Consider the following 25551-nt stretch of genomic DNA (forward strand, 5'->3'; position numbering starts at 1 on the left):
TACGCTGACGGCGACACCACGGCCGACCGTCAACAGGAGGACGAGACAATGGCAGAGCCGATGATCGCCGCAGTCGGGGGCAAGGTGCCCGCCGTCGACCCGAGCGCCTTCCTCGCGCCCAACGCCGTCGTGGTCGGGGACGTGACGGTGGGCCCCGGCGCGAGCATCTGGTACGGGGCGGTGCTGCGCGGCGACGCCGAGTCGATCACCGTCGGCGCGGGCAGCAACATCCAGGACAACTGCACCCTGCACGCCGACCCCGGCTTCCCGCTGGCGGTCGGCGAGCGGATCTCGGTCGGCCACAACGCGGTACTGCACGGCTGCACGGTCGAGGACGAGTCCCTGGTCGGGATGAACGCCACGGTGCTCAACGGTGCCCGGATCGGCGCCGGTTCGCTGGTCGCCGCGGGCGCGGTGGTGCCGCAGGGCATGACCGTCCCGCCCGGCTCGCTGGTCGCGGGCGTCCCGGCCAAGGTGCGGCGGGAGCTGACCGAGGAGGAGCGGGCGGGCATCAAACTCAACGGCGAGGGCTACCTGTTGCTGGCCGACGCCCACCGGGAGATCTAGGGCCTGTCCGCCGGACAGGCCCAGGCGGTCGTCATCACGGCGGCGGCCGGCTCGGGAACCGAGGGCACCGGCCGGCGCCGGTCGGCCGCCCAGGCGAGGACCGCGATCACCGCGCCGGAGGCGGCCAGGCCCGCGCCCACCAGGGTCGGCGAGGTCCAGCCGAACCCGGCGTCCAGCGCCAGCCCGCCGAAGTAGGCACCCTGGGCGTTGGCCAGGTTGAAGGCGCCCTGCACCGTCGCCGAGGCCAGCGTGGGGGCGCTGCGCGCCTTCTGCAGCACCAGGGTCTGCACCGCCGGGACGATCGCGAAGCCGAACAGCCCGATCAGCACCACGGTGACCGCCGCCGACCAGCGGGCGTGCGCGGTCACCGCGAACAGCGCGAGCGTCGCCGAGAGCAGCGCGAAGGCCGCGCAGACGGTCGGGCGCAGCGCCCGGTCGGCGGCGAACCCGCCGAGCACGTTGCCGATCGTCATGCCCGCCCCGAACAGCGCCAGCACCAGGGTCACCGAGCCGGTCGCGTACCCGGAGACCTCGGTGAGCAGCGGCGCGATGTAGCTGTAGCAGGCGAACATGCCGCCGCAGCCGAAGACCACGGTGGCCAGCGCCAGCCAGAGCTGCCCGCTGCGGAAGGCCCGCAGCTCGTGCCGGAGCCCGGCCTGGTCGGGGGAGGGAAGGGCCGGCACCAGCCGGGCGATGGCGAGCGTCCCGGCGGCGGCGATCAGCACCACCACCAGCATGGTCGCCCGCCAGCCCAGGTGCTGGCCGAGCAGGGTGGCGGCCGGGACGCCGACGATGTTGGCGACGGTCAGCCCGGAGAACATCACCGCCACCGCCCGGGCCCGCCGGTCCGGCGCCACCAGCTCGGCGGCGGCCACCGCCCCGGCACCGAAGAAAGCGCCGTGCGGCAGCCCGGTGATCAGCCGGGCGGCGGCCAGCGTCCAGAAGTCCGGCGCCACCGCGCACAGCAGGTTGCCGGTCGCGAACAGCGCGGCCAGCGCCACCAGTACCGCCCTGCGCGGTTTTCCGGCGGCCAGCGCGGTGAGCAGCGGCGCGCCGACCACCACCCCCAGCGCGTAGGCCGAGATCAGCCAGCCGGCCTGCGGGATGGAGACGTGGAGGCTGTCGGCGACCTGGGGGAGCAGCCCCATGGCGGCGAATTCGGTGGTGCCGATGGCGAACGCGGTGACGGCCAGCGCGAACAGCGCGAGAGGCAAGGGGGTGACTCCGGGGTGATGCCCGCGCCGGGTACGGGCGCGCGGCGGGGTGATTCGTTCGTCCGGCATCCTAATCCGGTCGGATGACGCCGCTGTGAGGCGGATATGACGAAAGGGGGTCGCCGACGCGGCGCCCGCGCGCGAGACTGGGGGCATGTGCCGCAACATCAGGACACTGCGACCGCCCGTGACGCCCGACGCCGACGAGGACGACTTCCGCGCCGCCGCGCTGCAGTACGTCCGCAAGGTGTCCGGGTTCCGCGCCCCGGCGGCGCACAACCGCGAGGCCTTCGACCGGGCCGTCGACGCGGTGGCCGAGGCCACCGCCCGGCTGCTCGCCGAGTTGGAGGTCCGCGGCTCGCACGCCCGGGCCGTCGAGGCCACCGCCTAGCAGCGCACGGGGGGGCCGACAGGGAGCAGGAGCCGGTGATGAAGCCCGTCGACCGTTACGCCCTCACCTTCCCCGGTACCCCGGGCACCCACGCCCCGCAGGACGTGGTCGAGGTCACCCGCACCGACGCGAGGGGCCCGGGCGGCCATCCCGTGTACGAGGACGCCAGCGGGATCATCCGGGCCGAGATCAGCGACGCGAGCGAGGTCCGGATGCTCGCCAGCGGCGGCCACCAGAGCCATCACCAGCCGGTCCACGCCGAGCCGTTGCCGTAGGGCGTGTCCGGGTTTCCCCGAACCGCCCGGAGCGTGATCGGCCATGGGGCACAATCGCGCTATGACCACAGCGAGTTGGCAGGGAGTCGTCGTCGCCGAGAGCGACGACACCATCGTCGTCGAGGGTAACCACTACTTTCCGGCCGAGTCGGTCCGGGCCGAGTTCCTCCGGCCCTCCGGGACCACCACGGTGTGCGGGTGGAAGGGCACCGCCGGTTACCACACCCTGGAGGTGGCCGGGCGGACCAACCCCGACGCCGCCTGGTTCTACGCCGACCCGAAGCCCGAGGCCGAGCACGTGCGCGGCCGGGTGGCGTTCTGGCGCGGGGTGGAGATCACCGAGTAGCGCGTACCGGCTGGGCGGAGGGGGTACCGGAACTGCATGGCAGTCTTCCGTAAGCCGGGCCGTTCGAAGTGGCCGGGCCGTGCGAAGCCCGCCGCGGAGACCGTCCCCGCCGCCGACACCGCTGCCGCCGCCGACACCGCTGCCGCCGCCGGCCCGGCGGCCCCCGGAGCCGGCCTGGCCGAGGAGCTCGCCGAGCTGGTCGAGCAGGCCGAGCGGCCCGTCGGGGCCCGGCAGGTCGCCGGGTACCGCGCTGAGCGCGGCCGGGGCCGGGCGCTGGTGGCGAAGGTGGCGCGGCGGCTCGCCAAGGGCGGCCTGGTCGCCGCCAGGGGAGCGGTGCTCGGCGGCAAGGCCCTCACCGAGCAGCTGGTGCGGATCGCGCCCAGGATCCCGGTCCGTGACCTCGCCGCTCTGCGCGCCCAGCACCCGGGCGCGGCCGGCCCGGAGCAACTGGCCGACCTGCTGGTCGTCGGCGCCACCCGCGCTTCGGGCGCGCTCGGCGCGGGCGTCGGCGCGGCGGCGATGCTGCCGGTGCCGCCCGCGCTGCCGGTGGAGATCGCGGCCGAGACGTTGGCGGTGGCGGCCGTGGAGGTCAAACTGATCGCCGAGCTGCACGAGGTCTACGGCGTCCCGGCGCCGGGCGGCACCGCCCAGCGGGCCGGGGCCTAATCTGGGCGCCTGGGCCAACCGCCGGGGGATCGACGCGACGCTGTTGGTCCGGCCCGCCGGCTTCGCTGCGCTCGCGCTCGGCGCCGAGGTGCGCCAGCGGGTGCGGCGCCGGCTCACCCGCAGTTGGCTGCGCCGACTGCCGTCGGTGGTCCCGCTGCTGTTCGGCGCGGGCATCGGCGCGACCGTCAACCGGCGCGACACCGGGCGGCTGGCCATGCAGGTCCGCGCGGACCTGCGCACGCGTCCGCCGGCCGACCGCGGCTACTGGGCCGCGGCCGGGCCGGCGGTCGAGGGCGAGGTCATCCGCTAGCGGGCCCCTGGCGGACGTGCTAGCCGGTGGGTGACGGCGGGGCCATCGCTCCGCGCCCCGCCTTGACGCCGTTCACCATCGCCTGGTGGATCGCCCGCGCGGTGGTCTCGTCCGCCGCGGGCACCGGGCTGCCGGAGACCGTGTACCAGTCCAGCGCGCCGGTGTACTGGACGGTCAGCCGCGCCTCGCCGTCCACCCACGTGGTGTGCACGGTGAGGTCGCCGGAGATCGGGCCGACCTCGGCGGTGGAGACCCCGCCGGGGCCGCTGATGATCGACTGGGTGGTCCAGGTCGCCCATGAGGTGCGCGGATCCAAGCCAGGCTGGGCCTGTCGACCGGTTTGATCGTATTCGGTCATGCGCTTATCCTCCCCCGCCGGTGAACCGCCGCCCGGGCAGCGACACCTGCGGTCGCAGAGACCGCCCGGTTCCGCCGGGCGGTCGATTCGGTGTGGCGGACGGTCAGCCGGTGGAGCCGGGTTCGTCCAGCATGGGGTCGCCCTCCGCCTGGGAGGTGTCCTGCGCGTGCAGGTTCTGCATCGAGGTGATGCCCTCCTCGGGGTCGGCGGCGCGGACGTCCTCCTCGCGGTCGCTGCTCACTTCGGAGCGTTCGCTCATGTCGGTCATCGCGGGCTCCGTCTCCTCAGCCGGCCCGGCGCGCCAAACCCGAGGCGCGGCAGGGCCGGGTCTGTCCTCGCCCTTCCAGCCTGCCCCCGCCCGGGCGCTGGGGCCAGCCGGGTGACCTGCCGGGTCGCCCCGACCTCAACGGCACGGGCTCACCAGGTCACGGGCAGTGACCGCATCCCGTAGATGAACGAGTCGGTGCGAAACTCCCGTTCGCCCTCGGTGACCGCCAGTCGCAGCCCGGGCAGTCGGCGGAACAGGCTCTCCAGGGCGATCTGGAGCTCGGCGCGGGCCAGTGGCTGGCCCAGGCACTGGTGCACGCCGAAGCCGAAGGCCATATGCCGCCGGGCGTCCCGATCCAGGTCCAGTTCGTCCGTCGGCCGCCGGTCGGCGCCGCCGAACACCTCCTCGTCCCGGTTGGCGGTGGAGAGCATCGCGATCACGCCCTCTCCGGCCCTGATCGTCTCGCCGCCCAGCTCCACGTCCTCCAGCGCCACCCGGGGGAGCCCGGTGTGCACGATGGTCAGCAGGCGCAGCAGCTCCTCCACCGCGCCGGGCAGCGCGGCCGGGTCGGCCAGCCTGGCGATCTGCTCGGGCTGCTCCAGCAGCAGGGCGGTGGAGAGCGAGATCATGTTCGCGGTCGTCTCGTGCCCGGCCACCAGCAGCAGGACCCCGGTGCTGGCGACGTCGTCCAGGATGAGGTCGTCCCGGACGACGAGCCGGCTGAGGATGTCGTCCTCCGGCCGCGCCCGTTTGCGGGCCGCCAGATCGCGCAGGTAGTCCAGGATCTCGTCCTGGGCCGCGGTGAGCTGCTCCAGGGTGCTCTTGTTGTTCAGCAGTGTCCGGCTCAGCCTCTGGAAGCGGTCGCGGTCGTCGTACGGCACGCCGAGCAGCAGGCAGATCACCAGCGAGGGCACCGGCAACGCGAACTCGGCGACCAGGTCGGCCTCGGTCCGGTCCGCGGTCATCGCGTCCAGCGCCTCGTCCACGATCCGCTGGATGCCCGGGCGCAGCGCCGCCACCCGTTTGACCAGGAAGTCCCCGGTGACCATTCGGCGCAGCCGGGCGTGTTCCGGGTCGTCGAGCCGCAGGAAACTCGGGTTGGCGGCGATCAGCTCCCGGCGGCCGGGGACCAGCAGCGGGAAGGCCGGGTGGCGCACGTCCGAGCTGAACCGGCGGTCGGACAGGATGGTGCGGACCTCGGCGTAGCCGGTGGCCAGCCAGCAGGACTCGCCGCCGGGCAGGTCGGCGCGGGTGAGCGGGGCGGTGGCGGCGGCGTCGGTGTACGCGGGCGGCGGGCTGAACGGGCAGCCGCTGGAGTGCGGGGCCGGGATGGGGACGGCCCGGGTGGTGGGCGTGCTGGTCAAGGCGGGGTCTCCTTGCGTCGCGGTGTCCTCGGGTGGGGGTGACGTGTCGTCACGTCGATGTAGTGGTAAGGGAATCGTCAGCCGTCGGCGGGCTCGTCCTCGGTGACGGTGATCGCACCGCCCGGACAGAGCTCGGCGGCCAGTCTGACGTCGGCGACCTGGTCGGGCCGGATGTCGGTCTGGCGCAGTCTCACCAGACTGTCCCGGTCGTCCTGGTCGAAGACCTCGGGGACGTTCATGACACACATTCCGGAGCTGCAGCAGCGGTCCCGGTCGACGCTCACCTGCATGGTCGGGCACCTCTCGCCAGTGCGCCGCCGGCTACCCGGCGGCCGCCTCTCGTTGTCATTGCCAACCTAACCGCCGCTACTCCGTCCACGGAGGGTGCGGTGGCCGGATCGCCGAGAATGGCCGATTCGTCCTCCGTCCCGGCTTCCTTGCCGCGCGGCAGGTTTGAAATTGACGTTACTCCGCCAAACGGCGTTCGTCACAGCCCCTCGGTGGCGGCGAGTCCTCGGACGGCGGCCGCGGTGTCGGCCCCGGATCCGCCGCTGAGGCGTCCCGTCGGGCCGCCAGGTAGTCCTTCGCCTCCTGGGGCGCCTTCCCGTACGAGCCGGAGTCGAAGGGCGGCTGGGGGTCGTACTCGATGGCGAGCTGGAAGGCCTCGGCGGCGACCCTTCCCTCGACGAGTTCGGCCAGGCGCAGGGCCATGTCGATGCCCGACGACACGCCGGCGGCGGTGATGATGCCGCCGGGCTGCTCCACGACGCGGTGCGCCGTGTACCTCGCGCCGAACGACTCCAGGAGGTCGACGGCTCCCCAGTGGGTGGTGGCGTCCAGGCCGTCGAGGAGGCCGGCCGCGGCCAGCAGCAGCGAGCCGGTGCAGACCGATGTGGTCCACCGCGTGGTGGCGTGGATGCGACGGATCCAGTCGAGCAGCGACTCGTCGGCGAGGAGGTGACGGGTTCCCGGACCGCCCGGCACCACCAGGATGTCGGCCGCCCCGACGTCCTGGAAGGGAGCCGTCGCGAGGAGGCGGAGCTGCCCCTCGCCATCGGCACGTGCGCCCGGAGCAGCGGCGGCGAAGACGACGTCAGCGTGGGGCAGCATCCGGAGGACCTCGTAGGGCCCGACGACGTCGAGTGCGGTGAACCCGTCGAAGAGCGGGATGACGATACGCACGGGCGTGCCTTTCAGGGGGTGTGCGCGGAGAAGTGCCGACGATACTCGCCGGGGGGTGATCCGGAGGGTCCGCTGGAAGCCGCGGTGCAGGTCTCGACGGTCCCGAGCCCGCAGGGAACCGGGCCTGTCCTCCGGGGTGTTGGACGAACATCACCGGCTGGCGGGCGATGGCGCGGGCGGTCTCCGGGCCGTGGTCGGCTTCGGTCACGGCGAGCGCGGGGTCCATGCCCGCGGTGATGTCGGCCGAGGTCCACAGCCGGCCGTCGCGGCGTCGGCTGGTCACCCGTCCAGCGTGGCCGCCCCGCCGATGGCGGCAAGGACAGGGACCCGACGATTCCCGCCCTCACTCGGCCGCCGCCGACGGCATGCCCTTCGAGCGGTTCCCCGTCAGGAGTCCTCGTCGCGCACCAGACGCAGGGCGGGCCTCCCGATCCCCCGCTCCGCTTGCGCCTCCTCCTCGGCCCGGAGGAGCTCCGCCTCCCGGGCGCCCATCGCGCGGAACCGGGCCTTGCGCTCCTCGCCGGCTTCCTCGATGCCCGGGTAGAGCACCACGTAGCGGCCGCCCTCCCCGTCCTCCCATGCGTAGCTGCGGTACTGCGTCGTCGGCTCGTCCGCCACGGTGAACCTCCGGTCGTCGCCCTCGGGGTGACCCACCGTAGGCGATGGGCACGGACCGGGGAAGGCGCGTCACTCGTCCGTGGCAGCCCGGTCCGGCTGTGGGGAAGCCGCCGCAGTGGCGTACGGGCCCCCCGGCGTTGGCCGCGGTGGTGATCGGCGCCGGGTCGACGGGGCGTCATGCTGGGGCTCCTTCGCCCACCCGATCGAGGGAGACCGAGTTGAGCACCACCGCCGTGCACCGTTGGACCGTCGGCGAGCCGGAGGCCGGCGACTATCCGGCCTGGCGCGAACTCTTCCGTGGCTACTGCGAGTTCTACCGGGTGCCGATGCCGGAGGAGAAGGCCGAGCTGGTGTGGTCCTGGCTGACCGACCCGGCGCACGAGTCGGAGGGCCTGCTGGTCCGGGACGCGGACGGGACGCCGGTCGGGCTCGCGCACTTCCGGCCCTTCTCCAGGCCGCTGCACGGCGCGGTCGGCGGGTTCCTGGACGACCTGTTCGTCGCCCCCGGGGTGCGCGGCGGCGGTGCGGTGGACCTGCTGCTGGCCCGGCTGCGGGAGATCGCCGCCGAGCGCGGCTGGAACACCGTGCGCTGGATCACCGCGGACGACAACCACCGGGCACGCGGCAAGTACGACCAGGTCGCCGTCCGGACCATGTTCGTCACCTACGACATGGCCCCGGAGACCACGGCCCGCTGAGGTCGCGGCCGGGTTGACGGACATTCGTTCGGACTTTCTGTTATCGGCGCTCCGCCGGGAGGTCTCCCAGGTGTCGGCACCCGACCCCGCCGACCCGGACAGAAAGCAGTGGCCGCGTGAACAGCGACGACAGGACGACGATCATCCCGGCGAACGGCGGCGCCGAGGGCCGCCCGAGCGGTCGGGCCGCCGCCAGGCGGGCCGCCCGGCGACACCATGGTCGCGGCCGTCGGACACGAAGGCGCGGCGGGCTGGGGTCGCTCACCACGGTCGTCGCCGCCGTGGCCGGGACGGGGTTGCTCGCTGCGCTGGCCGGAGCGGGGTACGCGGCTTACGGCGGCAAGCAGAGCGACCGGGACCTCGCCGGGCAGGCGGCCGCCGCCGACTCGCTGATCGCGGCCGAACTCGGTACGCACGAGGGCATCCAGGTGCCGGGCGCCGGGGGCGCGGTCCCCGTGCCCGGGGGCGGTGTGCCGGGCAGCCCGTCGGCCACCGACGCTTCGGCCGTCCCGAGCGCGACGGCCAGCCCGACGGCCACCGCCACGGCCTCCCCGACCGCCCAGCCCACCGCGACGCCGACCGCGACCGCCCAGCCCACCACCACCGCCAAGACCGGCCCGACCGCCACCCGCACCGCCGCGAGCACCGCCGGGGCCGCCGCGGCCACCGCCCAGCGGGCCCTCGCCAGTTCAGCACCCACCCCGGTCGGCGGCGGCCCGTCCTCCTCCTACGCCCAGCAGGTCGTGGACCTGGTCAACGCCGAGCGGGCCAAGGCCGGCTGCGACCCGGTCACCGCCGAGCCGCGGCTGGCCAGCGCGGCCCAGTCGCACAGCGACGACATGGCCGACCGTAACTACTTCGACCACGCCAGCCCCGAGGGCTACCACGCCGACCACCGGATCGAGGCCACCGGCTACCGCTGGAGCACCTGGGGCGAGAACATAGCCCGCGGCCAGAAGGACCCGGCGGCCGTGATGGACGCCTGGATGAACAGCCCCGGCCACCGCGCCAACATCCTGAACTGCGCGTTCAAGCAGCTCGGGGTGGGTGTGCGGACCGGTTCCGGCGGTCCGTGGTGGACCCAGGTGTTCGCCGCCCCGGCCTGATCGTCCCCGGCGACGGCCCCCCGTGACAGCCCCGGCACCGCCGGCGGGGGAGGCTCCGGTACCGCCCCCCCGACCGGGCCGATTTTCCGATTCCGCTCACATTGTTGTTATCTGATCACTCCCCACGGGTCTCCGAGGAGGCAGCGGCGGACGGAAACACGGCAAGACGGAGTGCGGACCATGAACGCTGATGTGCAGAACAGGGCCGGGACGACCCTGGTACTCGCGGCGCAGGCAGGTGACCGGCAGGCCCAGGAGGCGCTGGTCGCAGCCTGGCTGCCGCTCGTCTACAACGTGGCCGGTCGTGCCCTCGGCGGCCACGCCGACGTGGACGACGTCGCCCAGGAGACGATGATCCGCGCCCTCGACGGTCTGGACGGGCTCCGCGAACCGGAGTCCTTCCGGTCCTGGCTGGTCGCGATCACGATGAACCAGGTGCGCCGCCGCCATGCCGCCGGGCAGCAGCAGCCCACCGTAGGCGGCCTGGACGAGACCTGGGAAGTCCCGGACCCCAGGGCCGACTTCACCGATCTGACCATCCTGCGCCTCGGCCTCTCCGGCCAACGCCGCGAGGTGGCCGAGGCCACCCGCTGGCTGGACCCGGACGACCGCGAGCTGCTCTCCCTGTGGTGGCTGGAGGCCGGCGGCGAACTCACCCGTGCCGAGCTCGCCGAAGCCCTCGACCTGCCCGCACAGCACGCCGCCGTCCGCGTCCAGCGGATGAAGAAGCAGCTCGAAGTCGGCCGGATGGTGGTCCGCGCCCTCAGCGCCTACCCGCGCTGCCCGGGACTCGCCGAGACCACCACCGGGTTCGACGGCACGCCGAACTCGGTCTGGCGCAAGCGCATCGCCCGGCACGTCCGCAGCTGCGCCTCCTGTGACGGCCTCGGTCGCGACCTCTTCCCCGCGGAGGGGCTGCTGGCCGGCCTCATCCTGGTCCCGATCCCGCTGGACTCGCCCGCCCTGCTGCACTTCCAGCACACGGCGGCCACCGTCGCGACGACCGCCGCGCACTCGGCCGCCGCCGGAAGCGGCGGCGCGGGGGCGGGCAGCGCGGGAGGCGGCAGTGCGGGAGCCGGTGGGGGCGCGGGAGCGGGCGGTGGTACGGCCGGCGGCTCCGGCACGCACGGCGGTTGGGCCGGCACCGCCGCCCGCAAGGCCGTCCTGGTGAGCGGCGCGGCCGCTGCGGTGGCCGTCACCACCCTCGCCCTGGTCTGGCCGAGCCACAGCGAGCCGCCGAGCATCGCCGCATCCGAGCCCAGCACCCCGGCCGCCGCCCTGGAGGCCCTGTCTCCCCTGGTCGCGACGCCGACGGTCGCCCCGACGCCCACGCCCACGCCGACGCCCACCGAGACCCCGACGCCCACCGAGACCCAGATACCCACGCCCACGCCTACGCCGACCGCGACCCGGCCGACCACCGCCGCACCGTCACCCAACCCGGAGCGGCAGCTGGTGGACCTGGTCAACGCCGAACGCGCCAAGGCGGGTTGCGCCCCGCTGCGGATCGATCCCCGGCTGCACAGCGCGGCCCAGAAGCACGCCGACGACATGGCCGCCCGCAACTTCTTCGACCACGTCAACCCCGACGGTGTCCACGCGGACGCCCGGATCACCGCCGCCGGCTACCGCTGGTCCCAGTGGGGCGAGAACCTCGACCGGGGCCCGACCGCCCCGGCGACCGTCTTCTCCCGCTGGATGGACGGCGGCATCCACCAGTCCAACATGCTCGACTGCGGCTTCAAGGACGTCGGTGTCGGCGTGGCCACCAGTCCCGCCGGCACCCTGTGGACCCAGGACCTCGGTGCCCCGCTGTCCTGACCCACCTCTTGCCTGACCGGCCCCGACTACTACGCGGGCGTGACCGGGACGAGCCCGTCCGCCGACCCGGTCACGAACCCGGTGGCGTGGCCGACCACGCCGCCCGCGTCCCCGACCTGCCCGGGCAGCGCGTCCGGCGCGCTGGTCAGCGGACCGGGCAGGCCCTCCTGACCGCCGATGGTACTGGCGTGCGCACTCGGCGCGGTGAGGGAGGCCACGACACCCACGGCGATCGAGGCGACGGCGAGCATGCTGCGCTTCTTCATGGCCGGTCCAACGACACTGCGCCACAAGGGTTACGGGTGGCTCCGGATCCACCGGGTCACCCGACTCGCACAGCGCAGCCCCCTCAGCGCGCCAGCGCCTCGCCGTCCCCCATCACCACCACCGGGTGCAGCGCCGGATCCAGCGCCAGCAGCAGTTCGCGCATCAGGTCCTCGCTCATGCTCACGCAGCCGTGGGTCGGCCCGCCGTGGTCGACGTGCAGCCAGATGCCGCCGCCGTGAGCGCCACCACGCGGGCGGCGCGGGTCGAGCGGGGAGGAACCGGGGACGCGGTTGTAGTCGACGGCGACGACGTAGTCGAAGGACCCGGCGAGCGGCTCGTCCTCGAACCCGGTGCCGGAGATCGTGAAGGCGCCGGAGCGGTTGTACGGCAGCCGGCTGCCCGGGTCCGGCCGGCTGCCGCCCGCGTCGCTGAGCGTGAACACCCCGACGGGGCTGCGCAGGTCGTTCACGTGGTGGTCGGTGGTCCAGCCGCGCAAAGCGTTGCGGGTCGGCCAGGTGGGCCCGGCGAGCCAGCCGTCACCGTCGTCGCGGTAGAGGACGGCGTGACCGGTGGAGGAGTCCGGCCCGTCCCCGGTGACCACCAGCGCCTGCCGCGCCCCGGCCGGCAGGGCGGCAGCCAACTGCGGCCCGACACCCGGGAGTCGGCGCGGCAGCTCGGGCGGCGCCGGCCGCGCCGCCGCGACCGGTGGCCGGGTGGGGGACGACGGCGCGGCGGCGGAGGGCGCGGCCCACGCATCGAGGACCGGGCCGGACGGCGGGCCTGCGGGCGCGCAGCCCGCCAGGAGCAGCGCCGTCAACCCCACGAGGGCGTGACGGGGTAGGGACATGGCGAATCCGTTTCGTCGAACGAGTGGTCAGGAGGATGAGCGGAAGGTCAGCGGGTGACCCGGAGCGAGTCGAGCACCTGCTGCACCTGCTGCAGCGTCCGGTCCGAGGGCGCCCGCACACAGGCCGTCAGCTCGATCCGCACACTGGCGTCCTTGAGGGGGACGCTCCGGTGCCCGACGAGCTCCTGGTTGCCGTTCTGGCCGGCGCAGTCCTTGTCGACCGCGATGCCGACCAAGCCGGCGGTCTCCCCGCCGGTCGTCCCGGCCGAGTGCGCAACCCCGACCACCTTCACGGTGAGGAGGGCCCGGTCCGAGGTCAGCGCTCCGATCGGCGGGCAGAACAGGGCCGTCTGGGGACAGGGGACCTTCGTGTCGAACTGTCGGTTGGCCAGGTAGCCGAGGTGGTCGCCCGGGTCGTCCACGCCCGAGACCTGTGCGTACCAGCCCGGCGGCAGGGCCGCGGTGAGACCGTCGGCCTGCGGGAAGCGCACGAGGTTCCCGGCCGGCGCGGGCGAGACGGACGGCGTCGGCGCGTACGAGGGCGAAGAGGTGCTCGCCGGGCGCTCCGCTGTCGGCCCGACCGCGCCCCGGTCCGGCGCCGGGGCGATCGCCGGCGCGGCGGCCAGCACAGCGGCGAGCAGCCCGCCGCTGAGTCCGAGTCCGAGCCCGGTAGCCCGCCGCCGTCGCCTGCTGCGGTCGGCGCGTGCGAGCACCCGCTCCATCCGGTCCTCCGGCGTGGCCAGGGCGGGGACGGCCCGGTGCAGCAGGACGCGCAGCTCCTCCTCCTCGGTCTCCCCGCCGCCGCGCCTCGGCTCAGACCAGCTCACGGCTTCCCCCGTCCAGCAGCAGTTCCCGGGCCGGGAGTCGTCCGCGCAGGGAGGCCAGTGCCCGGTGCGTCTGGCTCTTCACCGTGCCGGTGGTGCAGCGCAGCACCTCGGCGGTCTCCTCCACACTGAGGTCCTCGAAGAAGCGCAGCACCACCACGGCGCGCTGGCGCGGCGGCAGCGCGCGGACCGCCTCGGCGACCACCTGGCCGAGCACCACCTCCTCGAAGGGGTCGGCGGCCGTCGGCGGCGGCTCCGGTAGTTCGCCGTGCGGTAGTTCCCCGGTCCAGCGCCGCCGCCACCAGGAGACGTGGCAGTTGACCAGCACCTTCCGCAGATAGGCCTCGGGCCGGTCGGGCGCGATCCGCTCCCAGCGGGGCCAGACCTTGGCCAGCGCGGTCTGCAGCAGGTCCTCGGCCTGGTGCGGGTCGCCGGTCAGCAGCCAGGCCGTGCGCAACAGTTTCGGACTGCAGGCGGCGACGAACTCCGCGAAGTCCGGTGTTGCATCCCTCATCCTGCCGCCGTCCCCGCCATGGTCCCCGCACCGTTCCTGTCAGCCGTGGCGGCCGGTCGGGCCGCGTCCTCGATGGTGTCGTTCTCACGGCTGCTGAACGCGGTGGGCGGCGGTGCGGGTTGCCTTCCGACGGCGGGAATTTTCTCACGGTGGGCAGGCCGGCAGGCTGGTGGGCAGGCACGAGGGCGGGCGGGCCGCAGGCCTTGGACGGCCCGCGAGCCGGCCGGGACTCGGCCGGGCGGCGGGCGGGCCGTGGGGACCACCATGGCCCGACCGGCCCCGACCGGCCAGGGGCGCGCGGGGAGCGCCCGGACGCACTTCCCCGCGCGACCGGGCGGGCGAAAGGCATCAGACCGTACGAAAGGAGATCAGAGCGTCCCCGACCCCTGCACCGCCTCGGTTTCGAGCCGCCGGGCGGCGGCGGGCGGCGTCGAGGACACCGGTCCCACCGTCCAGTCCGGGTGCCCCGGCATCGGCGGCGTACGCAGCCCGTACAGCCAGTCGGTGAGGAACCCGCCGAGGTCCTGCCCCGACACCGCGGAGGCCGTGCGGACGTAGTCCTCGGTGGTCGCGGTGGCGTACCGGTGCTGGCTCAGGAAGGTGCGCTCGATCCGGTCGAAGGTGTCCGCGCCGACCTTCTCCCGCAGCGCGAACAGCACCAGCGCGCCGCCGGTGTAGCGCTGGTCGTCGAAGAGGTGGCCGGCGGTGGGGGAGGCGACCGCCCCGGCGTCGTGCCGCCACTGGTCTCCGAGGCCGTACAGGTAGCGCATCCGGTCCGCCTGGGTGGTGTAGCCCCAGGCGTCCGGCCAGCCGCGCTCGTAGCGGTAGGTGAGGCCGTAGAAGTCGGCGTGCCCCTCGTTGAGCCACAGATCGGCCCAGGTCGCGGGGGAGACGCTGTCGCCGAACCAGGAGTGCACCAGCTCGTGCATCATGTGCGAGCCGATCGCCGACTCGCTCTGGCGCAGGAAGTTCGGCTTGTAGAGGGTGAGGGTCTGGGTCTCCAGGCCGGTGAAGGCGAAGGCCGCCGGGTCGTCGGTGTTGGCGGGCATCAGGCCGTAGGACTCGAACGGGAACGGTCCCAAGTGCTGTTCGGCCCAGCTGAGTTGGTCGGCCGTGAGGTTCAGGGCCGGTTCCAGCCCGGCGGCCCGGGCGGTCGGGACGACGTCGCGCAGCGGCAGCCCGTGCGGACCGGTGCGCTCCCGGACGGTGTAGTCGCCGACCGAGACCTGGACCAGCTCGGTGGCCATCGGCTCGCGGGAGACGTACCGCCGGGTGGTGCGGCCGTCGCCCAGCCGCTCGGTATCCGCCAACTCCCCGTTGGCCACGCCCAGCAGGCTGTCCGGCGCGGTCACCGCGATGGTGAAGCGGGCCTTGTCGCTGGGGTGGTCGTTGCACGGGAACACGGTGTGGGCGCTGTCCGGTTGGCCGGCCACCGCGAAGCCGTCCGGGGTCGGGACCCAGCCGGTGTGCGGCAGCTTGGCGCGCGGGTCGGCCGTGTACTCGACGGCCAGCCGTACCGTGGCGCCGCGGGGCAGCCGCTTCGCCGGGGTGACGGTCAGCTTCTCGTCGTGGGCCGTGAACGCGGCCGGCCGCCCGTCGACCCGGACGGCCCGCACCTTCAGGCCGAGCGCGTCCAGCGACAGGCCGGCGAGCGTCCGGGACGTCCGGGCGGTGATCACCGCGGTGGCGTCCACCGTGCGGGTGTCGGCCCGGTACTCGAAGGCGAGGTCGTACGCGAGCGCCCGGTAGCCGGTGTTGCCGAGCGAGGGGAAGACCGGATCGCCCAGCCCGTCCGCGGCGGTGGCCGACGGGACACCGGCGGACAGCAGCGCCGCGCTGAGCGCGAGCGTCAGGGCGAGACGGGCACGGGGCCTGAGCAGGGTGATCACCGCACTTCGGGAGCCGAACGATCGGGGTCGTGTAGCGGTACGTGCTCGACGCACCGGGCACGGATGCTAGTGGACCGTCAGGCCCGCGCGGCCGGGACCGGCCCGGATCGTGACGACACCCGGACATCCCCCGGACGGCTCACCGCGATGGCGGGGCGCCCGGACGGGGTCTAGCGTTCGAAGTGCTCCGCCCCCTGACGGACGGGGCCACGGCCGTCGGAGAACCTGGCCAGGTCCGGCGGCCGTACTTCATGCCCGGACGGCTCCCGGAATCACCCCGTAGGCTGACGCCGTGACGACGCCCGCGTACCGGATGCCAGGAGCCGCAGTGACCAGCCCCGATGCACACGTCCTGGTGATCGGCGAGTGCGTCGCCGACATCGTCCGCACGGACGGGGCCCCGGACGTCGTGCACCCCGGCGGAAGCCCCGCGAACCTCGCCTACGGCCTGGCCCGGCTCGGCCGACCCGCCGCGCTGCTCACCGAACTGGGGGCGGACGACAACGGGCGGCTGATCCGCGGACACCTGGAGTCCGTCGGGGTGGAGGTCCGGGCCACCGAGGTGGCGCGGACGCCCTCGGCGGTGGTCCGGCTGGACGGGCAGGGGCGGGCGCAGTACACCTTCGACATCGGCTGGACCCTCCCGCCGACCGACCTCGCCACCGCCCCCGGGGCGATCCACCTCGGCTCGATCGGCGCGGTCACCGAACCGGGCGCGGCCTCGGTGCTGGCCCTGGTGGAACGGTGGCGCAGCCGGGCGCAGGTCAGCTACGACCCGAACGTGCGCCCCGCGCTGATGGGCGAGCGGGCGGAGGCCGTCCGCCGGGTCGAGCGCTGCGTGGCGCTGAGCGACCTGGTCAAGGCCAGCGACGAGGACCTGGCCTGGCTCTACCCGGGCGAGCCCGCGGAGGCCGCCGCCGAGCGCTGGCTCACCCTCGGCCCCACCCTGGTCGCCGTCACCCTCGGCGCCGAGGGCGCCTTCGCCCTCAGCTCCGACGGCGGCCGCGAGCAGGCGCCGGCCGTCCCGGTCCAGGTCGCGGACACCGTCGGCGCCGGGGACTCCTTCATGGCCGCCCTCCTGCACGCCCGCGCCTTCGGCACCGACCTGGCCGGCTGCCTCGCCCAGGCCGTAACGGCCGCCGCCCTCACCGTCTCCCGTTTCGGCGCCAACCCGCCCTCGGCCGCCGAACTGGAGGCGGCCCTGGGCTGCTACTCAAAGGCGGGCGCGAGGTAGGCCCGGCCGTCGGTGAGGAGTCGACTCGGCTACGGCGCAGCCACGGTGAGGTCCTTGCCGTACCAGACCTGGGAGTACGGCCCGCTGTTGTAGGCGGGGATCTCCCGGTAGCCGTTCCGGAGGTACATCGCGCGGGCTTCGACCAGGTCGAGGCGGGTGTCGAGGATGATCCGGTCGGCGCCCATGGCGCGGGCGGCCTCGTCGACGGCGGCCAGGAGGCGGGCGCCGCCGCCGGTGGCGCGGACGGTGGGGCGGACGAAGACGCGGGTGAGCTCCACCGTGGTGGCGTCGTAGCGGCGCAGGCCGGCGCAGGAGTGGGTGGTGCCGTCGTAGCGGCCGATCAGGAAGAGGCCGGTCGGGGCGGCGAGGTCGTCGCTGGGGGAGTCGGCGAGGCCGGTCTCCAGCTCCTCCGGGGTGCCCTCCCGGCCGAGGTGGAGGAGGTAGTAGCGGTTGGCCACGTCGTAGTAGTACTCGCGCAGCAGCTCCAGGGCCTCGGGTGTGGTCACGTCGGCCGTGGTGACGGCCCAGAGGTCGGGGCGGCGGGGCGCGGTGTTCGTCATGCGCGCATGATCCATTCCCGGGTGCCGGTGCCGCAAAGGGTTTTCGTCCCGGTTCCGGCTGCTTCGGCAAAGGAACGGCAAGGCGACCGGCGTGCCGTTGCCCCGGGCGGGTGATGGGGGGATTGGCGGTGGTGCGCGACGGGGGAGCACTTGCAGCTATGAACGGACCATCAGTTTGTCGCACTAGCGCGGGTCTGAGGGGGAGTCAGCAGAAGCGGGGCGGCGCACGGGCCGGCCTGCTGGCCACCGTCTGCCTCTCCGCCGTGGTCGCCGGCTGCGCCGGGCCCGCCGCCCCCGCCCAGCCGAAGGCGGGCTCGGCACCCGCGGCCGGGGCCGCCGCAGCGGACCGGGGGGCGGCCGGCCCGCCCGCCGCGCCGCACCCGCTGCCGGGGCTGGCCCACCAGGAGGAGGGGACCGGCGGCGAGGTGGCGGCCCGCCAGGAGTCGGTCGCCCGCGCCGCTCTGGAGACCGCAAAGCGCTGGGGTCTGGACCGTCCGCCGCTGAAGGCACCGCCCCGCCCGGCGACCAGGGCCGCGCTCACCCCGGTGCAGGGCGTCAAGCTGAAGGACGGCCGCCCGCCCGTGGTGTTCCGGGTGCCGACCGACGACAAGGTGGTCTTCCTGACCGTCGACGACGGCTTCGAGAAGGACCCGGCGTTCTCCAGGATGGCCGAGGAGCTGGGGATCCCGCTCAGCGCCTTCCTCTCCGACTACCTCGTCCGCGACAACTACGGCTACTACCGGGACCTGCACAAGCAGGGCGTGGAGATCAACAACCACACGATCAACCACCGCAACCTCAAGGTCCTCGACTACGAGACCCAGCGCCAGGAGATCTGCGACCAGCAGGACCAGCTGGAGCGGCAGATCGGCGTCCGCCCCCGGCTCTTCCGGCCCCCGTACGGCGAGTACAACGACGACACCCTGCGCGCGGCCGCGTCCTGCGGCGTGCAGGCGGTGCCGATGTGGAACGAGGAGGCCTTCCCGGACCACATGGAGTGGCGCTACGACGACCGGAAGCTGCACCCGGGCGACATCATCCTCACCCACTTCCGGGGCACCGCCGACTGGAAGGCCACCATGCCGGACCTGCTGCGCAAGGTGGTCAACGACGTCACCGCGGCCGGCTTCTCACTGGGCCGCCTGGACGACTACCTGTAGGCGGCACCCGTCGGCGGAGCCTCAGCCGAGCGAGAGGGCGTCCAGGTACACCCAGGCGCCCTCGTGCCGGACGAACCGGCTGTGCTCGGTGAGCACGCCCTCCTCGCCGCCCTCGGTCCAGTGCGCCCGGAAGGCGACCGTGCCCTCGGCGTGGAAGGCACCGCCCTCGGTGGTGGAGACCACCTCCAGTCGGGTCCAGCGCAGCGCCGGGTCGAAGTCCACCTCGGCGGGGCGGGTGTCCGGGTGCCAGGTGCGCAGCAGGTAGGCCTCGTCCTGGGCGGTGAAGGCACTGAACCGGGAGCGCATCAGCGACTCGGCGGTGGTGGCCGCCGCCTGGCCGCGGTGCAGTCGGCCGCAGCAGTCGCCGTAGGCGGCGGGCAGGCCGCACGGGCACGGAGAGGAGGGCAGCAGCCGGGGAGCGGCGGTGCGGGGCGCGGAACGACGTCGGGACATGTGGCCCATTGTCCCCCACCGCCGGAACGCTTCCGCCGGGCCCGCCCCCTCGCCGGACGAGGGGGCGGGCCCGCCGGTCTACTTGCCCCGCTGGAAGGAGTAGTTGAACTCGGCGCTGCCGAAGTGGCCCGTCATCCGGAGCCAGAACGGCATCATCATCTCGGTCGCCCGGGCGCCGGAGATGTCCCTGAGGTCGACGATCCACTCGGCGGGCCAGCCGAACTCGCCCAGCAGCGCGACCGTCTCGGCCTTGGCGGTCGCGTCGTTCCCGGCGATGAACAGGTTGTGCTCACCGGCCAGCCGGCCCGGGTCGACCATCAGCTCGCAGTTCAGCGTGTTGAGCGCCTTCACCACCCGGGCCTCGGGGAACTCGCGCTGGATCTGCTCGCCGACGCTGTCGGTGTTCACCGGGTCGAGGGTCACCGCGCCGTCGGGGCCGAACACCAGCGGGTTGGAGACGTCGATCAGCAGCTTCCCGGCCAGTTGCCCGGCCCCGGCCGCGCGCAGCGCCGCGAGCGAGACCGTCCCGCCGGTGGCGTTCAGCACCACCTCGCCGAAGGCCGCGGCCTCGGTGAAGGTCCCGGTGTGTCCGTCGGGGCCGGCCTGCTGGGCCCAGGCCAGTCCGTTCTCGTTGTCCTGGCCGCGCGAGCCCAGTGTCACCCGGTGGCCGAGCGAGACCAGCTTGCTGCCCAGGGTCCGCCCGACCACGCCCGTGCCGATGATTCCGATGCGCACCGTGTCCCCGTCGTTTCGAAGTCGTCCGCTCCTCGTGGAACGGCCGCGACGACGATAGTTGAGCTTGCGTCAGAAGTGCGGAGCCGTCCGGGTCACGTTCCGGCCTCGATGCCGAACATCGCGACCACGGCGACCACCAGCGCGGGCACCGGGAGCAGCGTGGCCGCCAGCCGAGCCCTGGGCAGCAGATAGGCCACCGGCCACTGGAGGGCGGTCAGGCAGGCCAGGGCGAGCAGCGAGTGGTCCGCCAGCGCCAGCCGGGCGTGGGTCGCGGGGCAGGAGCCCGGCCCGTAACAGGAGTCGGTCATCATCTCGGCGAGGCCCCGGAGGATCCCGGCCGGCAACAGCAGGACCAGGTACACCGCGGTGGCGTTCTGCGGCACCGTCCACCACTCGCCGCGGGCGGCAGCGGTCGGGCGGCCGGTGGTGCGTGCGAATCGGTTCACGCCGTCCATGCTCCGGCCGCACCGACCTGCCCCGGCAGAGGTGGCGTACTCAGTCCGCCCGGGTACGGGTACTCAGACGCGCGGCTCGCCGAACCAGGTGCGCAGCGCCCGTTCCAGCCCGGCCCGGTCCGGCTCGCCGGCCGCCGTCGCCCAGGCGACGTACCCGTCCGGGCGCAGCAGCAGCGCCCCGGCGGGCGGTTCGGCGCACTCCGCCGCCACCACGTCCACCCGGTCCTTCCAGCCGGCCGCCCGGTCCGCCAGGCCGAGCGAGCCGCCGGTGAGGTCGAGCAGCAATGCCCCTCCGCCGCGGGTGAGTTCGGCGAGCCGGACCGCGCCGTCGGCGGTGGTCAGCGCGAGTTCCGGGGCGAAGCCGCCGGCCGAGGGGTGCGGGCAGCCGGTGTCGTAGCGGATGTCGCTGCCCGCCATCAGGGCGGCGATCCGGGCGAGGTTGTCCTCGTGCGCGAGCAGTTCGCCGACCAGTGCGCGCAGCGCGGTGGTCCCGTGGCCGGGGGCCATCAGCGCGATCTGGGCCTGGGAGTGCATGAACACCCTTTCGCCGATCGGGTGGCGCTCGCGGTGGTAGCTGTCCAGCAGGCCGGGCGGGGCCCAGCCCTGGAGTTCGGCGGCCAGCTTCCAGGCGAGGTTGGCGGCGTCCTGCAGGCCGAGGTTGAGACCGGGTCCGCCGGTCGCGGCGTGCACGTGGGCGGCGTCGCCGACCAGCAGGACGCGGCCGTCGCGGTAGCGTTCGGCGAGCCGGGTGTTGTGGCCGACGGTGCGGCGCGGGGTGAACTGTCCGGTGGTACGGGCGGGGGCGAGCGGCAGGTCGGCGCCGGTCACCCGGTGGATGCTGGCGCGCAGCTCGTCCAGGGTGAGCGGGGTCCGCTCGTCCACCGGCGGGCCGCCCCACTCCAAGGTGACGATCATGACGGCGTCCGGGCTGAAGGGGGAGATGACGAACACGCCGTGGTCGGTGCGGGTGTGGGTGTACGTACGGAACGGGGTCGGGTAGCCGGGCAGCAGGACCTCGCCGCTGTCGGTGGTGCGGATCCCCTCGGGAGGCAGCACGTGCGCGATGCGGGAGACCGGGTCGGGCGAGGTGACGCCGGGGAACCCGATCCCGGCGAGCTTGCGGACGGTGCTGCGGCCGCCGTCCGCGCCGACCAGGTAGCGGGTGCGCAACTGCTCGGCGCCGTCCGGGCCGTGGACGTCGACGGTCACCCCGGTCGCGTCCTGGTGGAAGCCGGTGACCTCGCAGTCGCGGCGCACGGTGATGCCCAGTTCGCGGGCACGCTCCTCCAGCACCTCCTCGATCCGGTGCTGGGGCACGGGTACGGCGTGCAGCGGGTTCCGGTCGAGCCGGTGCAGTTCCAGCGGGAAGGCGCCGAACACGAAGCGCGGCACGGGCTGCGGCGTGCCCGGGACGCCGCTGAGCTGCTGGTACAGGCCGCGGTGGTCGAGCAGCCGGAGCACCTGGCCGACCAGGCCGTTGGCCTTCTGCTCGCCCGAGCGCGCGGGCAGCCGGTCCAGCACCACCGGCCGGACCCCGGCCAGCGCCAGTTCGCCGGCCAGGAACAGCCCGACCGGGCCGGCGCCGACGATGACGACATCGTTGATCATTTCAAATCCCCCTCGGATACGGTGGGTTCACCGGGATGACGGATCGGGCAGCCCGGCCGCCAGTTGCCGCAGCGCCTCGGCGAACAGCGGCTGGAACGGCACCACCGGGTCGGCGGCCAGGTAGTGCTCGTTGGCGACCTGCAGCGCCGAGAGCGCGGCCGAGGCGACCAGCTTCGGGTAGAGGTCCCGGTCGGCGTCGGTCCCGGTCCGGGCGGCCACCGCCGCCGTCAGCTCGGCCCGGACCGCCCCGCCGCCGCGGAGCAACTCGGCCTGGAGCGACGGCTCGCGCATCAGTAGCCGCACGGCGGCGACCCAGCGCGGGTCGGGCTCCTCGGCCGCGCCGGCGTACGGTGCGACGAGGGCGTGGGTCAGCGCCTCCCACAACGGCTCCTCCGCCGGGCGGGTCCGCAGTGCCTCGGCGGCCTGCAGGGTCCGGTCGCGGTGCCGGGAGACGATCGCCTCGGCCTTGCTGGAGAAGTAGTTGTTGTAGGTGCGCGGGGACACCCCGGCCGCGGCCGCGATGTCCTCCACCCGGACGTTCTCCAGCCCCCGTTCCACCGCCAGGCACAGCGCCGCCCAGCTCAGTGCCTCCCGCGTCGCGGCCTTCTTGCGTTCCCGCAGACCGGGCTGCCTGTTCGTCATGGGCTCCACTGTCCCGCAGAAACTGCGTGTCACGCAATAGTGCGCGGTGCGCAAGTTTTTCCGCGCCGGGCGGGTCAGGGCGAGCCGCCCGCCACCTGCGGTTTGTCGCTGGTAGTAGTTGCCTGGTTGCGGAGCGACCCCGATCGGGAGCCCATCCCCGCAGGTTTTCCGGCGGGACGACTCGACAGGACTTGAGGAGCGGCCATGGGTGGCAGACAGCGTCCGCCGAGAGCGCGGAGCCCTCGCCAGGGCAGGCCCGCCGACGACGCCGGCGGGCGGGTGAACCCCCGGGTGGAGATCGCCCGGATCGAGGGCTTCCTCGCCTGGGAGGCGGAGGTCGCGGCGGCCGGACGGGACGCCCGGGCCTTCGCCGCGCAGTTCCCCTGGCTGCCGGACGCGGAGCGGGAGAGCCTCGAACAGGCCTACGCCGCCGACCGGCTGCGCTACGCCGAGGAGGTCGTGGACCGCGCCGTCGACCGCTGCCGCCGGCTGGCTGCCCGCTACCGCGCCGAGTGCCGCCGGATCTGCGCCCGCTGGGCGGCGCTCTGCCTCACCGTCACCCTGGCGGCCGCGCTGTTCGCCGTCGCCCCCGCCGTTCTGCGGGGCTGAGCGGCCCGGGTGCGCCGAGGGCCCGCTGTGCCGTTTCCGGCGCAGCGGGCCCTCGCTGACTTCGGTGCGGGGATCAGTGGTGGCCGTGGCCGCTGCTGATCTCCTCGTGCTCCTCGACGGTCGGCTTGGGGATCTGGCTGCCCTCGCCGTAGAAGCCGCGGGACAGCTTGGCGCGGGTGCGGGTCCACAGTCCGGCCTTGCGGGCCACGCCGTTCTCGTCCACCTCGGGCTCCAGGACGACCGGCTCGGGCTGGTCGTGTGCGGTGAGGGTGTACATCCGGCCCTGCGGCAGAGGTGCGTGCACCTCGATGTACTCGCCGTGCTGCAGCCGCTGGATGACACCGGTCTCCCGGCCGTGCAGCACCTTCTCCTTGTCCCGCCGCTGCAGGCCCAGGCACCACCGCTTGGTGATCACGAAGACGACCACCGGTACGGCGAAGAAGCCGGCCCGCACGAAGTAGGTGATCGTGTTGATCGACAGGCGGAAGTGGGTGGCGAGCAGGTCGTTGCCGCCGCCGACCAGCAGGACCAGGTACAGGCTCATCCAGGCCGCGCCGTACGCCGTGCGGACCGGGGCGTTGCGCGGGCGGTCGGCGATGTGGTGCTCGCCGCGGTCCCCGGTGATCCAGGCTTCGATGAACGGGTAGCCCCAGAGGAGGATCAGCACGGTCGGGAAGATGATCAGCGGGATGAACACCCCGAGGTTCAGGGTGTGGCCGCCCCAGACGCTGATCTCCCAGCCGGGCATGACGCGGATCAGGCCCTCGGAGAAGCCCATGTACCAGTCCGGCTGGGCGTCCGTGGACACCTGGTCGGGCCGGTACGGGCCGTACGCCCAGATCGGGTTGACCGTGGCGATCGCCGCCATGACCGCGACCACGCCGAAGACCAGGAAGAAGAAGCCGCCCGCCTTGGCCATGTAGACCGGCATCAGCGGCATGCCGACCACGTTCTTGTCGGTGCGGCCGGGTCCGGCGAACTGGGTGTGCTTGTGGTAGAAGACCAGGATCAGGTGCGCCGCGAGCAGGCCCACCATGATTCCCGGGATCAGCAGGATGTGCACGGTGAACAGCCGCGGCACGATGAGGATGCCCGGGAACTGCCCGCCGAACATGAACATCTCGATGTACGTGCCGACGATCGGCACGGCCAGGATCGCGCCCTCCATGAACCGGATGCCGGTGCCGGAGAGCAGGTCGTCCGGCAGCGAGTAGCCCATGAAGCCGTCGAACATGCCGAGGAACAGCAGCAGCGCGCCGAAGACCCAGTTGATCTCGCGCGGCTTGCGGAACGCGCCGGTGAAGAAGACGCGCATCATGTGCGTCAGCATCGCGGCGACGAACACGATCGCCGACCAGTGGTGGATCTGGCGGATCAGCAGGCCGCCGCGGATGTCGAAGCTGATGTCGATGGTCGAGGCGTAGGCCTGGGACATCTGGATGCCCCTGAGCGGGACGTAGGAGCCCTCGTAGACGACCTCGCCCATGCTCGGCTGGAAGAACAAGGTCAGCCAGACGCCGGTCAGGATGATGATGACGAAGGTGTAGAGCGCGATCTCGCCCAGCATGAAGGACCAGTGGTCGGGGAAGATCTTGCGCAGGTTGGCCTTGGCCAGGGAGTAGATGCCGAGCCGGCCGTCGGTCCAGTCGGCCAGGGCCTCGGCCTTGTTGGCGGGCTTGGCGCGCGTGCTGGTCACCGGTCCCGGCTGCGACTGCTGGTCGGCTCTCACGACGGGCTCCCCGGCATTCTCGGCGTGCCGTGGTGGAGGCCCGCCGGCGGGGACCCCGGCCGGCGAAGTGTTGTGATCATGGGACCTCTCGATACGGGCCCGCCGGTCGGACCGGCGCGCGGACCAGGTGTTCCGCTGGACCCGTTGCTCAGGGTGATGGAGCGCTTACTCTGTCATGCTGTCGGCAGGGGCCCGACTGTGCACGTCCATCGGCCCGTCCGGCGGCTCGTGTCGGGCCGGACGGGGGTTCCTGACGCCCGATCGGCTGGCCCCGGTCGGCCCAACGGGCGTCGATGCTGCGCCCGGGTGCAGCTGAACCGTTTCGGCGCGCGCCGCGTCCGGGAGTCGCGCGGGCCGGGGCCTACGCTGCGCCAATGGTGGATCACCGTGAACTCTTCGAGGACGTCACCGAGGCCCTGGCCCGCGCGGGGTTCGACACCGGGTCGGGCCCCTCACCGCTGTCGATCGGCCACCACCCCGAGGGCGTGGTGCTCGGCTGGTCGCCGGGTGTCGCGCCGGACGGGCCGCCCTCCGGGGAGGCGCGAGCGGCGGTGAGCGGCGCGGCCGCGCTCGTCCTGCGCGAGTGCGGCTTCCTGGTCACCGAGACGGGGGAGGGGGAACTGCTGGTGCGCTGCGCCGAACCGGTGACGGTCCCTCCGGAGCCGGAGGCGCCCGAGCAGTGGTGGGGGTGACGCCGGTCTCCCTCCGGCCCTGTGATCGGCAGAGTTGACGGCCGCATAGGCGTTCCCATACCGAACCCTTACCTGAAGCAGGGGTGCAGTTGACCACGGCGGCTCTAAGGTTTGCCTAAGCTAAGCGAAGCGCCCCGGACCTCGGTGTC

General features: G+C 73.7%; 32 protein-coding genes. 13 read left to right on the forward strand and 19 right to left on the reverse strand.

Going from position 1 to position 25551, the window contains the following annotated elements; genetic code table 11:
* Positions 1 to 48 precede the first annotated feature (48 nt).
* A complete protein-coding gene (locus ACH4E7_RS11900; RefSeq protein ID WP_396248895.1) occupies positions 49 to 567 on the forward strand; it encodes a gamma carbonic anhydrase family protein in 519 nt (172 codons plus the stop codon).
* Here the strand turns inward: ACH4E7_RS11900 and ACH4E7_RS11905 are convergent.
* Positions 564 to 1781 carry an MFS transporter gene (locus tag ACH4E7_RS11905; protein WP_396248896.1) on the reverse strand — a complete coding sequence of 406 codons (1218 nt, stop codon included), beginning with the start codon at positions 1779 to 1781 and terminating at the stop codon, positions 564 to 566. The two genes, ACH4E7_RS11900 and ACH4E7_RS11905, sit on opposite strands and share 4 nt — an antisense overlap.
* A 154-nt stretch (positions 1782 to 1935) precedes the next feature.
* Between ACH4E7_RS11905 and ACH4E7_RS11910 the strand changes: the two genes are divergently transcribed.
* The 5 genes from ACH4E7_RS11910 (at position 1936) to ACH4E7_RS11930 (ending at position 3769) form a co-directional block, all read left to right on the forward strand.
* The gene (locus ACH4E7_RS11910) at positions 1936 to 2172 is read left to right on the forward strand and encodes a DUF2277 domain-containing protein (protein WP_396248897.1); all 237 of its coding nucleotides are present in this window, start codon (positions 1936 to 1938) and stop codon (positions 2170 to 2172) included.
* Between the two features lie 38 nt (positions 2173 to 2210).
* A complete protein-coding gene (locus ACH4E7_RS11915) occupies positions 2211 to 2447 on the forward strand; it encodes a DUF6296 family protein (protein WP_355670847.1) in 237 nt (78 codons plus the stop codon).
* 61 nt (positions 2448 to 2508) lie between these two features.
* Complete coding sequence (locus ACH4E7_RS11920; RefSeq protein ID WP_396248898.1) at positions 2509 to 2793, forward strand: DUF427 domain-containing protein; 285 nt, start codon at positions 2509 to 2511, stop codon at positions 2791 to 2793.
* 36 nt (positions 2794 to 2829) lie between these two features.
* Complete coding sequence (locus tag ACH4E7_RS11925; protein ID WP_396248899.1) at positions 2830 to 3459, forward strand: hypothetical protein; 630 nt, start codon at positions 2830 to 2832, stop codon at positions 3457 to 3459.
* A gap of 43 nt (positions 3460 to 3502) precedes the next feature.
* Positions 3503 to 3769: a hypothetical protein gene (locus ACH4E7_RS11930; protein WP_396248900.1), complete on the forward strand. Its 267-nt coding sequence runs from the start codon at positions 3503 to 3505 to the stop codon at positions 3767 to 3769.
* Positions 3770 to 3788: 19 nt separating this feature from the next.
* On the opposite strand, the gene ACH4E7_RS11935 is transcribed toward ACH4E7_RS11930, so the two are convergent.
* The 6 genes from ACH4E7_RS11935 to ACH4E7_RS11960 all read right to left on the reverse strand — a co-directional run bounded on the left by ACH4E7_RS11935 (position 3789) and on the right by ACH4E7_RS11960 (position 7595).
* Positions 3789 to 4127 carry a hypothetical protein gene (locus tag ACH4E7_RS11935; protein WP_396248901.1) on the reverse strand — a complete coding sequence of 113 codons (339 nt, stop codon included), beginning with the start codon at positions 4125 to 4127 and terminating at the stop codon, positions 3789 to 3791.
* Between the two features lie 103 nt (positions 4128 to 4230).
* On the reverse strand, positions 4231 to 4395 hold the full coding sequence (locus ACH4E7_RS11940) for a hypothetical protein (RefSeq protein ID WP_355670843.1): 165 nt from the start codon (positions 4393 to 4395) through the stop codon (positions 4231 to 4233).
* A 149-nt stretch (positions 4396 to 4544) separates the two neighbouring features.
* Positions 4545 to 5759 carry a cytochrome P450 gene (locus tag ACH4E7_RS11945; protein ID WP_396248902.1) on the reverse strand — a complete coding sequence of 405 codons (1215 nt, stop codon included), beginning with the start codon at positions 5757 to 5759 and terminating at the stop codon, positions 4545 to 4547.
* A gap of 77 nt (positions 5760 to 5836) precedes the next feature.
* Complete coding sequence (locus ACH4E7_RS11950) at positions 5837 to 6049, reverse strand: ferredoxin (RefSeq protein WP_396248903.1); 213 nt, start codon at positions 6047 to 6049, stop codon at positions 5837 to 5839.
* A 175-nt stretch (positions 6050 to 6224) separates the two neighbouring features.
* On the reverse strand, positions 6225 to 6941 hold the full coding sequence (locus ACH4E7_RS11955) for a DJ-1/PfpI family protein (RefSeq protein ID WP_396248904.1): 717 nt from the start codon (positions 6939 to 6941) through the stop codon (positions 6225 to 6227).
* Positions 6942 to 7328: 387 nt separating this feature from the next.
* Positions 7329 to 7595: a hypothetical protein gene (locus ACH4E7_RS11960; RefSeq protein ID WP_396248905.1), complete on the reverse strand. Its 267-nt coding sequence runs from the start codon at positions 7593 to 7595 to the stop codon at positions 7329 to 7331.
* A 182-nt stretch (positions 7596 to 7777) separates the two neighbouring features.
* On the opposite strand from ACH4E7_RS11960, the gene ACH4E7_RS11965 reads away from it, so the two are divergent.
* From ACH4E7_RS11965 to ACH4E7_RS11975, 3 genes are all read left to right on the forward strand, one after another.
* On the forward strand, positions 7778 to 8257 hold the full coding sequence (locus ACH4E7_RS11965; RefSeq protein ID WP_396248906.1) for a GNAT family N-acetyltransferase: 480 nt from the start codon (positions 7778 to 7780) through the stop codon (positions 8255 to 8257).
* 116 nt (positions 8258 to 8373) lie between these two features.
* Positions 8374 to 9363, forward strand: a complete 990-nt coding sequence (locus ACH4E7_RS11970; protein ID WP_396248907.1) for a CAP domain-containing protein — start codon at positions 8374 to 8376, stop codon at positions 9361 to 9363.
* A gap of 180 nt (positions 9364 to 9543) precedes the next feature.
* The gene (locus ACH4E7_RS11975) at positions 9544 to 11184 is read left to right on the forward strand and encodes a sigma-70 family RNA polymerase sigma factor (protein ID WP_396248908.1); all 1641 of its coding nucleotides are present in this window, start codon (positions 9544 to 9546) and stop codon (positions 11182 to 11184) included.
* A gap of 29 nt (positions 11185 to 11213) precedes the next feature.
* Here the strand turns inward: ACH4E7_RS11975 and ACH4E7_RS11980 are convergent, their stop codons facing one another.
* The 5 genes from ACH4E7_RS11980 to ACH4E7_RS12000 form a co-directional block, all read right to left on the reverse strand.
* Complete coding sequence (locus tag ACH4E7_RS11980) at positions 11214 to 11450, reverse strand: hypothetical protein (RefSeq protein WP_396248909.1); 237 nt, start codon at positions 11448 to 11450, stop codon at positions 11214 to 11216.
* An 83-nt stretch (positions 11451 to 11533) separates the two neighbouring features.
* A complete protein-coding gene (locus tag ACH4E7_RS11985; protein WP_396248910.1) occupies positions 11534 to 12298 on the reverse strand; it encodes a L,D-transpeptidase family protein in 765 nt (254 codons plus the stop codon).
* A gap of 47 nt (positions 12299 to 12345) precedes the next feature.
* Positions 12346 to 13125, reverse strand: coding sequence for a hypothetical protein (locus ACH4E7_RS11990; RefSeq protein ID WP_396248911.1), 780 nt, complete (start codon positions 13123 to 13125; stop codon positions 12346 to 12348).
* Positions 13112 to 13636, reverse strand: a complete 525-nt coding sequence (locus tag ACH4E7_RS11995; RefSeq protein WP_396248912.1) for a SigE family RNA polymerase sigma factor — start codon at positions 13634 to 13636, stop codon at positions 13112 to 13114. Before ACH4E7_RS11995 ends, ACH4E7_RS11990 begins: the two co-directional genes overlap by 14 nt.
* 368 nt (positions 13637 to 14004) lie before the next feature.
* Positions 14005 to 15525 (reverse strand): M1 family metallopeptidase, encoded by a 1521-nt coding sequence (locus ACH4E7_RS12000; protein WP_396248913.1) that lies wholly within the window; start codon positions 15523 to 15525, stop codon positions 14005 to 14007.
* 328 nt (positions 15526 to 15853) lie between these two features.
* Here ACH4E7_RS12000 and ACH4E7_RS12005 point away from each other — a divergent pair, with 328 nt between their 5' ends.
* The gene (locus ACH4E7_RS12005) at positions 15854 to 16759 is read left to right on the forward strand and encodes a carbohydrate kinase (RefSeq protein ID WP_396248914.1); all 906 of its coding nucleotides are present in this window, start codon (positions 15854 to 15856) and stop codon (positions 16757 to 16759) included.
* A 29-nt stretch (positions 16760 to 16788) separates the two neighbouring features.
* Here ACH4E7_RS12005 and ACH4E7_RS12010 read toward each other — a convergent pair whose 3' ends face one another.
* Positions 16789 to 17319, reverse strand: a complete 531-nt coding sequence (locus ACH4E7_RS12010) for a GNAT family N-acetyltransferase (RefSeq protein WP_396248915.1) — start codon at positions 17317 to 17319, stop codon at positions 16789 to 16791.
* Positions 17320 to 17477: 158 nt separating this feature from the next.
* Here ACH4E7_RS12010 and ACH4E7_RS12015 point away from each other — a divergent pair, with 158 nt between their 5' ends.
* Complete coding sequence (locus ACH4E7_RS12015) at positions 17478 to 18479, forward strand: polysaccharide deacetylase family protein (protein ID WP_396248916.1); 1002 nt, start codon at positions 17478 to 17480, stop codon at positions 18477 to 18479.
* Positions 18480 to 18500: 21 nt separating this feature from the next.
* Here ACH4E7_RS12015 and ACH4E7_RS12020 read toward each other — a convergent pair whose 3' ends face one another.
* The 5 genes from ACH4E7_RS12020 to ACH4E7_RS12040 all read right to left on the reverse strand — a co-directional run bounded on the left by ACH4E7_RS12020 (position 18501) and on the right by ACH4E7_RS12040 (position 22372).
* Complete coding sequence (locus tag ACH4E7_RS12020; RefSeq protein ID WP_396248917.1) at positions 18501 to 18932, reverse strand: YchJ family protein; 432 nt, start codon at positions 18930 to 18932, stop codon at positions 18501 to 18503.
* Positions 18933 to 19010: 78 nt separating this feature from the next.
* Complete coding sequence (locus ACH4E7_RS12025) at positions 19011 to 19667, reverse strand: NADPH-dependent F420 reductase (RefSeq protein WP_396248918.1); 657 nt, start codon at positions 19665 to 19667, stop codon at positions 19011 to 19013.
* Positions 19668 to 19759: 92 nt separating this feature from the next.
* A complete protein-coding gene (locus ACH4E7_RS12030) occupies positions 19760 to 20113 on the reverse strand; it encodes a hypothetical protein (protein ID WP_396248920.1) in 354 nt (117 codons plus the stop codon).
* 72 nt (positions 20114 to 20185) lie between these two features.
* Positions 20186 to 21730, reverse strand: coding sequence for an FAD-dependent monooxygenase (locus ACH4E7_RS12035; protein WP_396248921.1), 1545 nt, complete (start codon positions 21728 to 21730; stop codon positions 20186 to 20188).
* Positions 21731 to 21757: 27 nt separating this feature from the next.
* The gene (locus ACH4E7_RS12040; protein WP_396248922.1) at positions 21758 to 22372 is read right to left on the reverse strand and encodes a TetR family transcriptional regulator; all 615 of its coding nucleotides are present in this window, start codon (positions 22370 to 22372) and stop codon (positions 21758 to 21760) included.
* A gap of 204 nt (positions 22373 to 22576) precedes the next feature.
* Here ACH4E7_RS12040 and ACH4E7_RS12045 point away from each other — a divergent pair, with 204 nt between their 5' ends.
* Positions 22577 to 22981 carry a cytochrome C oxidase subunit I gene (locus ACH4E7_RS12045; protein ID WP_396248923.1) on the forward strand — a complete coding sequence of 135 codons (405 nt, stop codon included), beginning with the start codon at positions 22577 to 22579 and terminating at the stop codon, positions 22979 to 22981.
* Positions 22982 to 23054: 73 nt separating this feature from the next.
* Here the strand turns inward: ACH4E7_RS12045 and ACH4E7_RS12050 are convergent, their stop codons facing one another.
* Positions 23055 to 24677 carry a cytochrome bc complex cytochrome b subunit gene (locus tag ACH4E7_RS12050; RefSeq protein ID WP_396249111.1) on the reverse strand — a complete coding sequence of 541 codons (1623 nt, stop codon included), beginning with the start codon at positions 24675 to 24677 and terminating at the stop codon, positions 23055 to 23057.
* 407 nt (positions 24678 to 25084) lie between these two features.
* Here ACH4E7_RS12050 and ACH4E7_RS12055 point away from each other — a divergent pair, with 407 nt between their 5' ends.
* Positions 25085 to 25402: a hypothetical protein gene (locus ACH4E7_RS12055; RefSeq protein WP_396248924.1), complete on the forward strand. Its 318-nt coding sequence runs from the start codon at positions 25085 to 25087 to the stop codon at positions 25400 to 25402.
* Positions 25403 to 25551 lie beyond the last annotated feature (149 nt).

This window comes from Kitasatospora sp. NPDC018058 (assembly GCF_044327205.1).
Lineage (GTDB): Bacteria > Actinomycetota > Actinomycetes > Streptomycetales > Streptomycetaceae > Kitasatospora.

Excerpts from the sequence above, each read along its gene's own strand:
- ACH4E7_RS12010 (WP_396248915.1), bottom strand. The coding sequence starts at position 17,319 with ATGACGAACACCGCGCCCCGCCGCCCCGACCTCTGGGCCGTCACCACG.
- ACH4E7_RS11910 (WP_396248897.1), top strand. The coding sequence starts at position 1,936 with ATGTGCCGCAACATCAGGACACTGCGACCGCCCGTGACGCCCGACGCC.
- ACH4E7_RS12055 (WP_396248924.1), top strand. The coding sequence starts at position 25,085 with ATGGTGGATCACCGTGAACTCTTCGAGGACGTCACCGAGGCCCTGGCC.
- ACH4E7_RS11925 (WP_396248899.1), top strand. The coding sequence starts at position 2,830 with ATGGCAGTCTTCCGTAAGCCGGGCCGTTCGAAGTGGCCGGGCCGTGCG.
- ACH4E7_RS12045 (WP_396248923.1), top strand. The coding sequence starts at position 22,577 with ATGGGTGGCAGACAGCGTCCGCCGAGAGCGCGGAGCCCTCGCCAGGGC.
- ACH4E7_RS12020 (WP_396248917.1), bottom strand. The coding sequence starts at position 18,932 with ATGTCCCGACGTCGTTCCGCGCCCCGCACCGCCGCTCCCCGGCTGCTG.
- ACH4E7_RS12015 (WP_396248916.1), top strand. The coding sequence starts at position 17,478 with ATGAACGGACCATCAGTTTGTCGCACTAGCGCGGGTCTGAGGGGGAGT.
- ACH4E7_RS11915 (WP_355670847.1), top strand. The coding sequence starts at position 2,211 with ATGAAGCCCGTCGACCGTTACGCCCTCACCTTCCCCGGTACCCCGGGC.
- ACH4E7_RS11935 (WP_396248901.1), bottom strand. The coding sequence starts at position 4,127 with ATGACCGAATACGATCAAACCGGTCGACAGGCCCAGCCTGGCTTGGAT.
- ACH4E7_RS11980 (WP_396248909.1), bottom strand. The coding sequence starts at position 11,450 with ATGAAGAAGCGCAGCATGCTCGCCGTCGCCTCGATCGCCGTGGGTGTC.
- ACH4E7_RS12035 (WP_396248921.1), bottom strand. The coding sequence starts at position 21,730 with ATGATCAACGATGTCGTCATCGTCGGCGCCGGCCCGGTCGGGCTGTTC.
- ACH4E7_RS11995 (WP_396248912.1), bottom strand. The coding sequence starts at position 13,636 with ATGAGGGATGCAACACCGGACTTCGCGGAGTTCGTCGCCGCCTGCAGT.
- ACH4E7_RS11985 (WP_396248910.1), bottom strand. The coding sequence starts at position 12,298 with ATGTCCCTACCCCGTCACGCCCTCGTGGGGTTGACGGCGCTGCTCCTG.
- ACH4E7_RS11920 (WP_396248898.1), top strand. The coding sequence starts at position 2,509 with ATGACCACAGCGAGTTGGCAGGGAGTCGTCGTCGCCGAGAGCGACGAC.
- ACH4E7_RS11950 (WP_396248903.1), bottom strand. The coding sequence starts at position 6,049 with ATGCAGGTGAGCGTCGACCGGGACCGCTGCTGCAGCTCCGGAATGTGT.
- ACH4E7_RS11900 (WP_396248895.1), top strand. The coding sequence starts at position 49 with ATGGCAGAGCCGATGATCGCCGCAGTCGGGGGCAAGGTGCCCGCCGTC.
- ACH4E7_RS11940 (WP_355670843.1), bottom strand. The coding sequence starts at position 4,395 with ATGACCGACATGAGCGAACGCTCCGAAGTGAGCAGCGACCGCGAGGAG.
- ACH4E7_RS11975 (WP_396248908.1), top strand. The coding sequence starts at position 9,544 with ATGAACGCTGATGTGCAGAACAGGGCCGGGACGACCCTGGTACTCGCG.
- ACH4E7_RS12040 (WP_396248922.1), bottom strand. The coding sequence starts at position 22,372 with ATGACGAACAGGCAGCCCGGTCTGCGGGAACGCAAGAAGGCCGCGACG.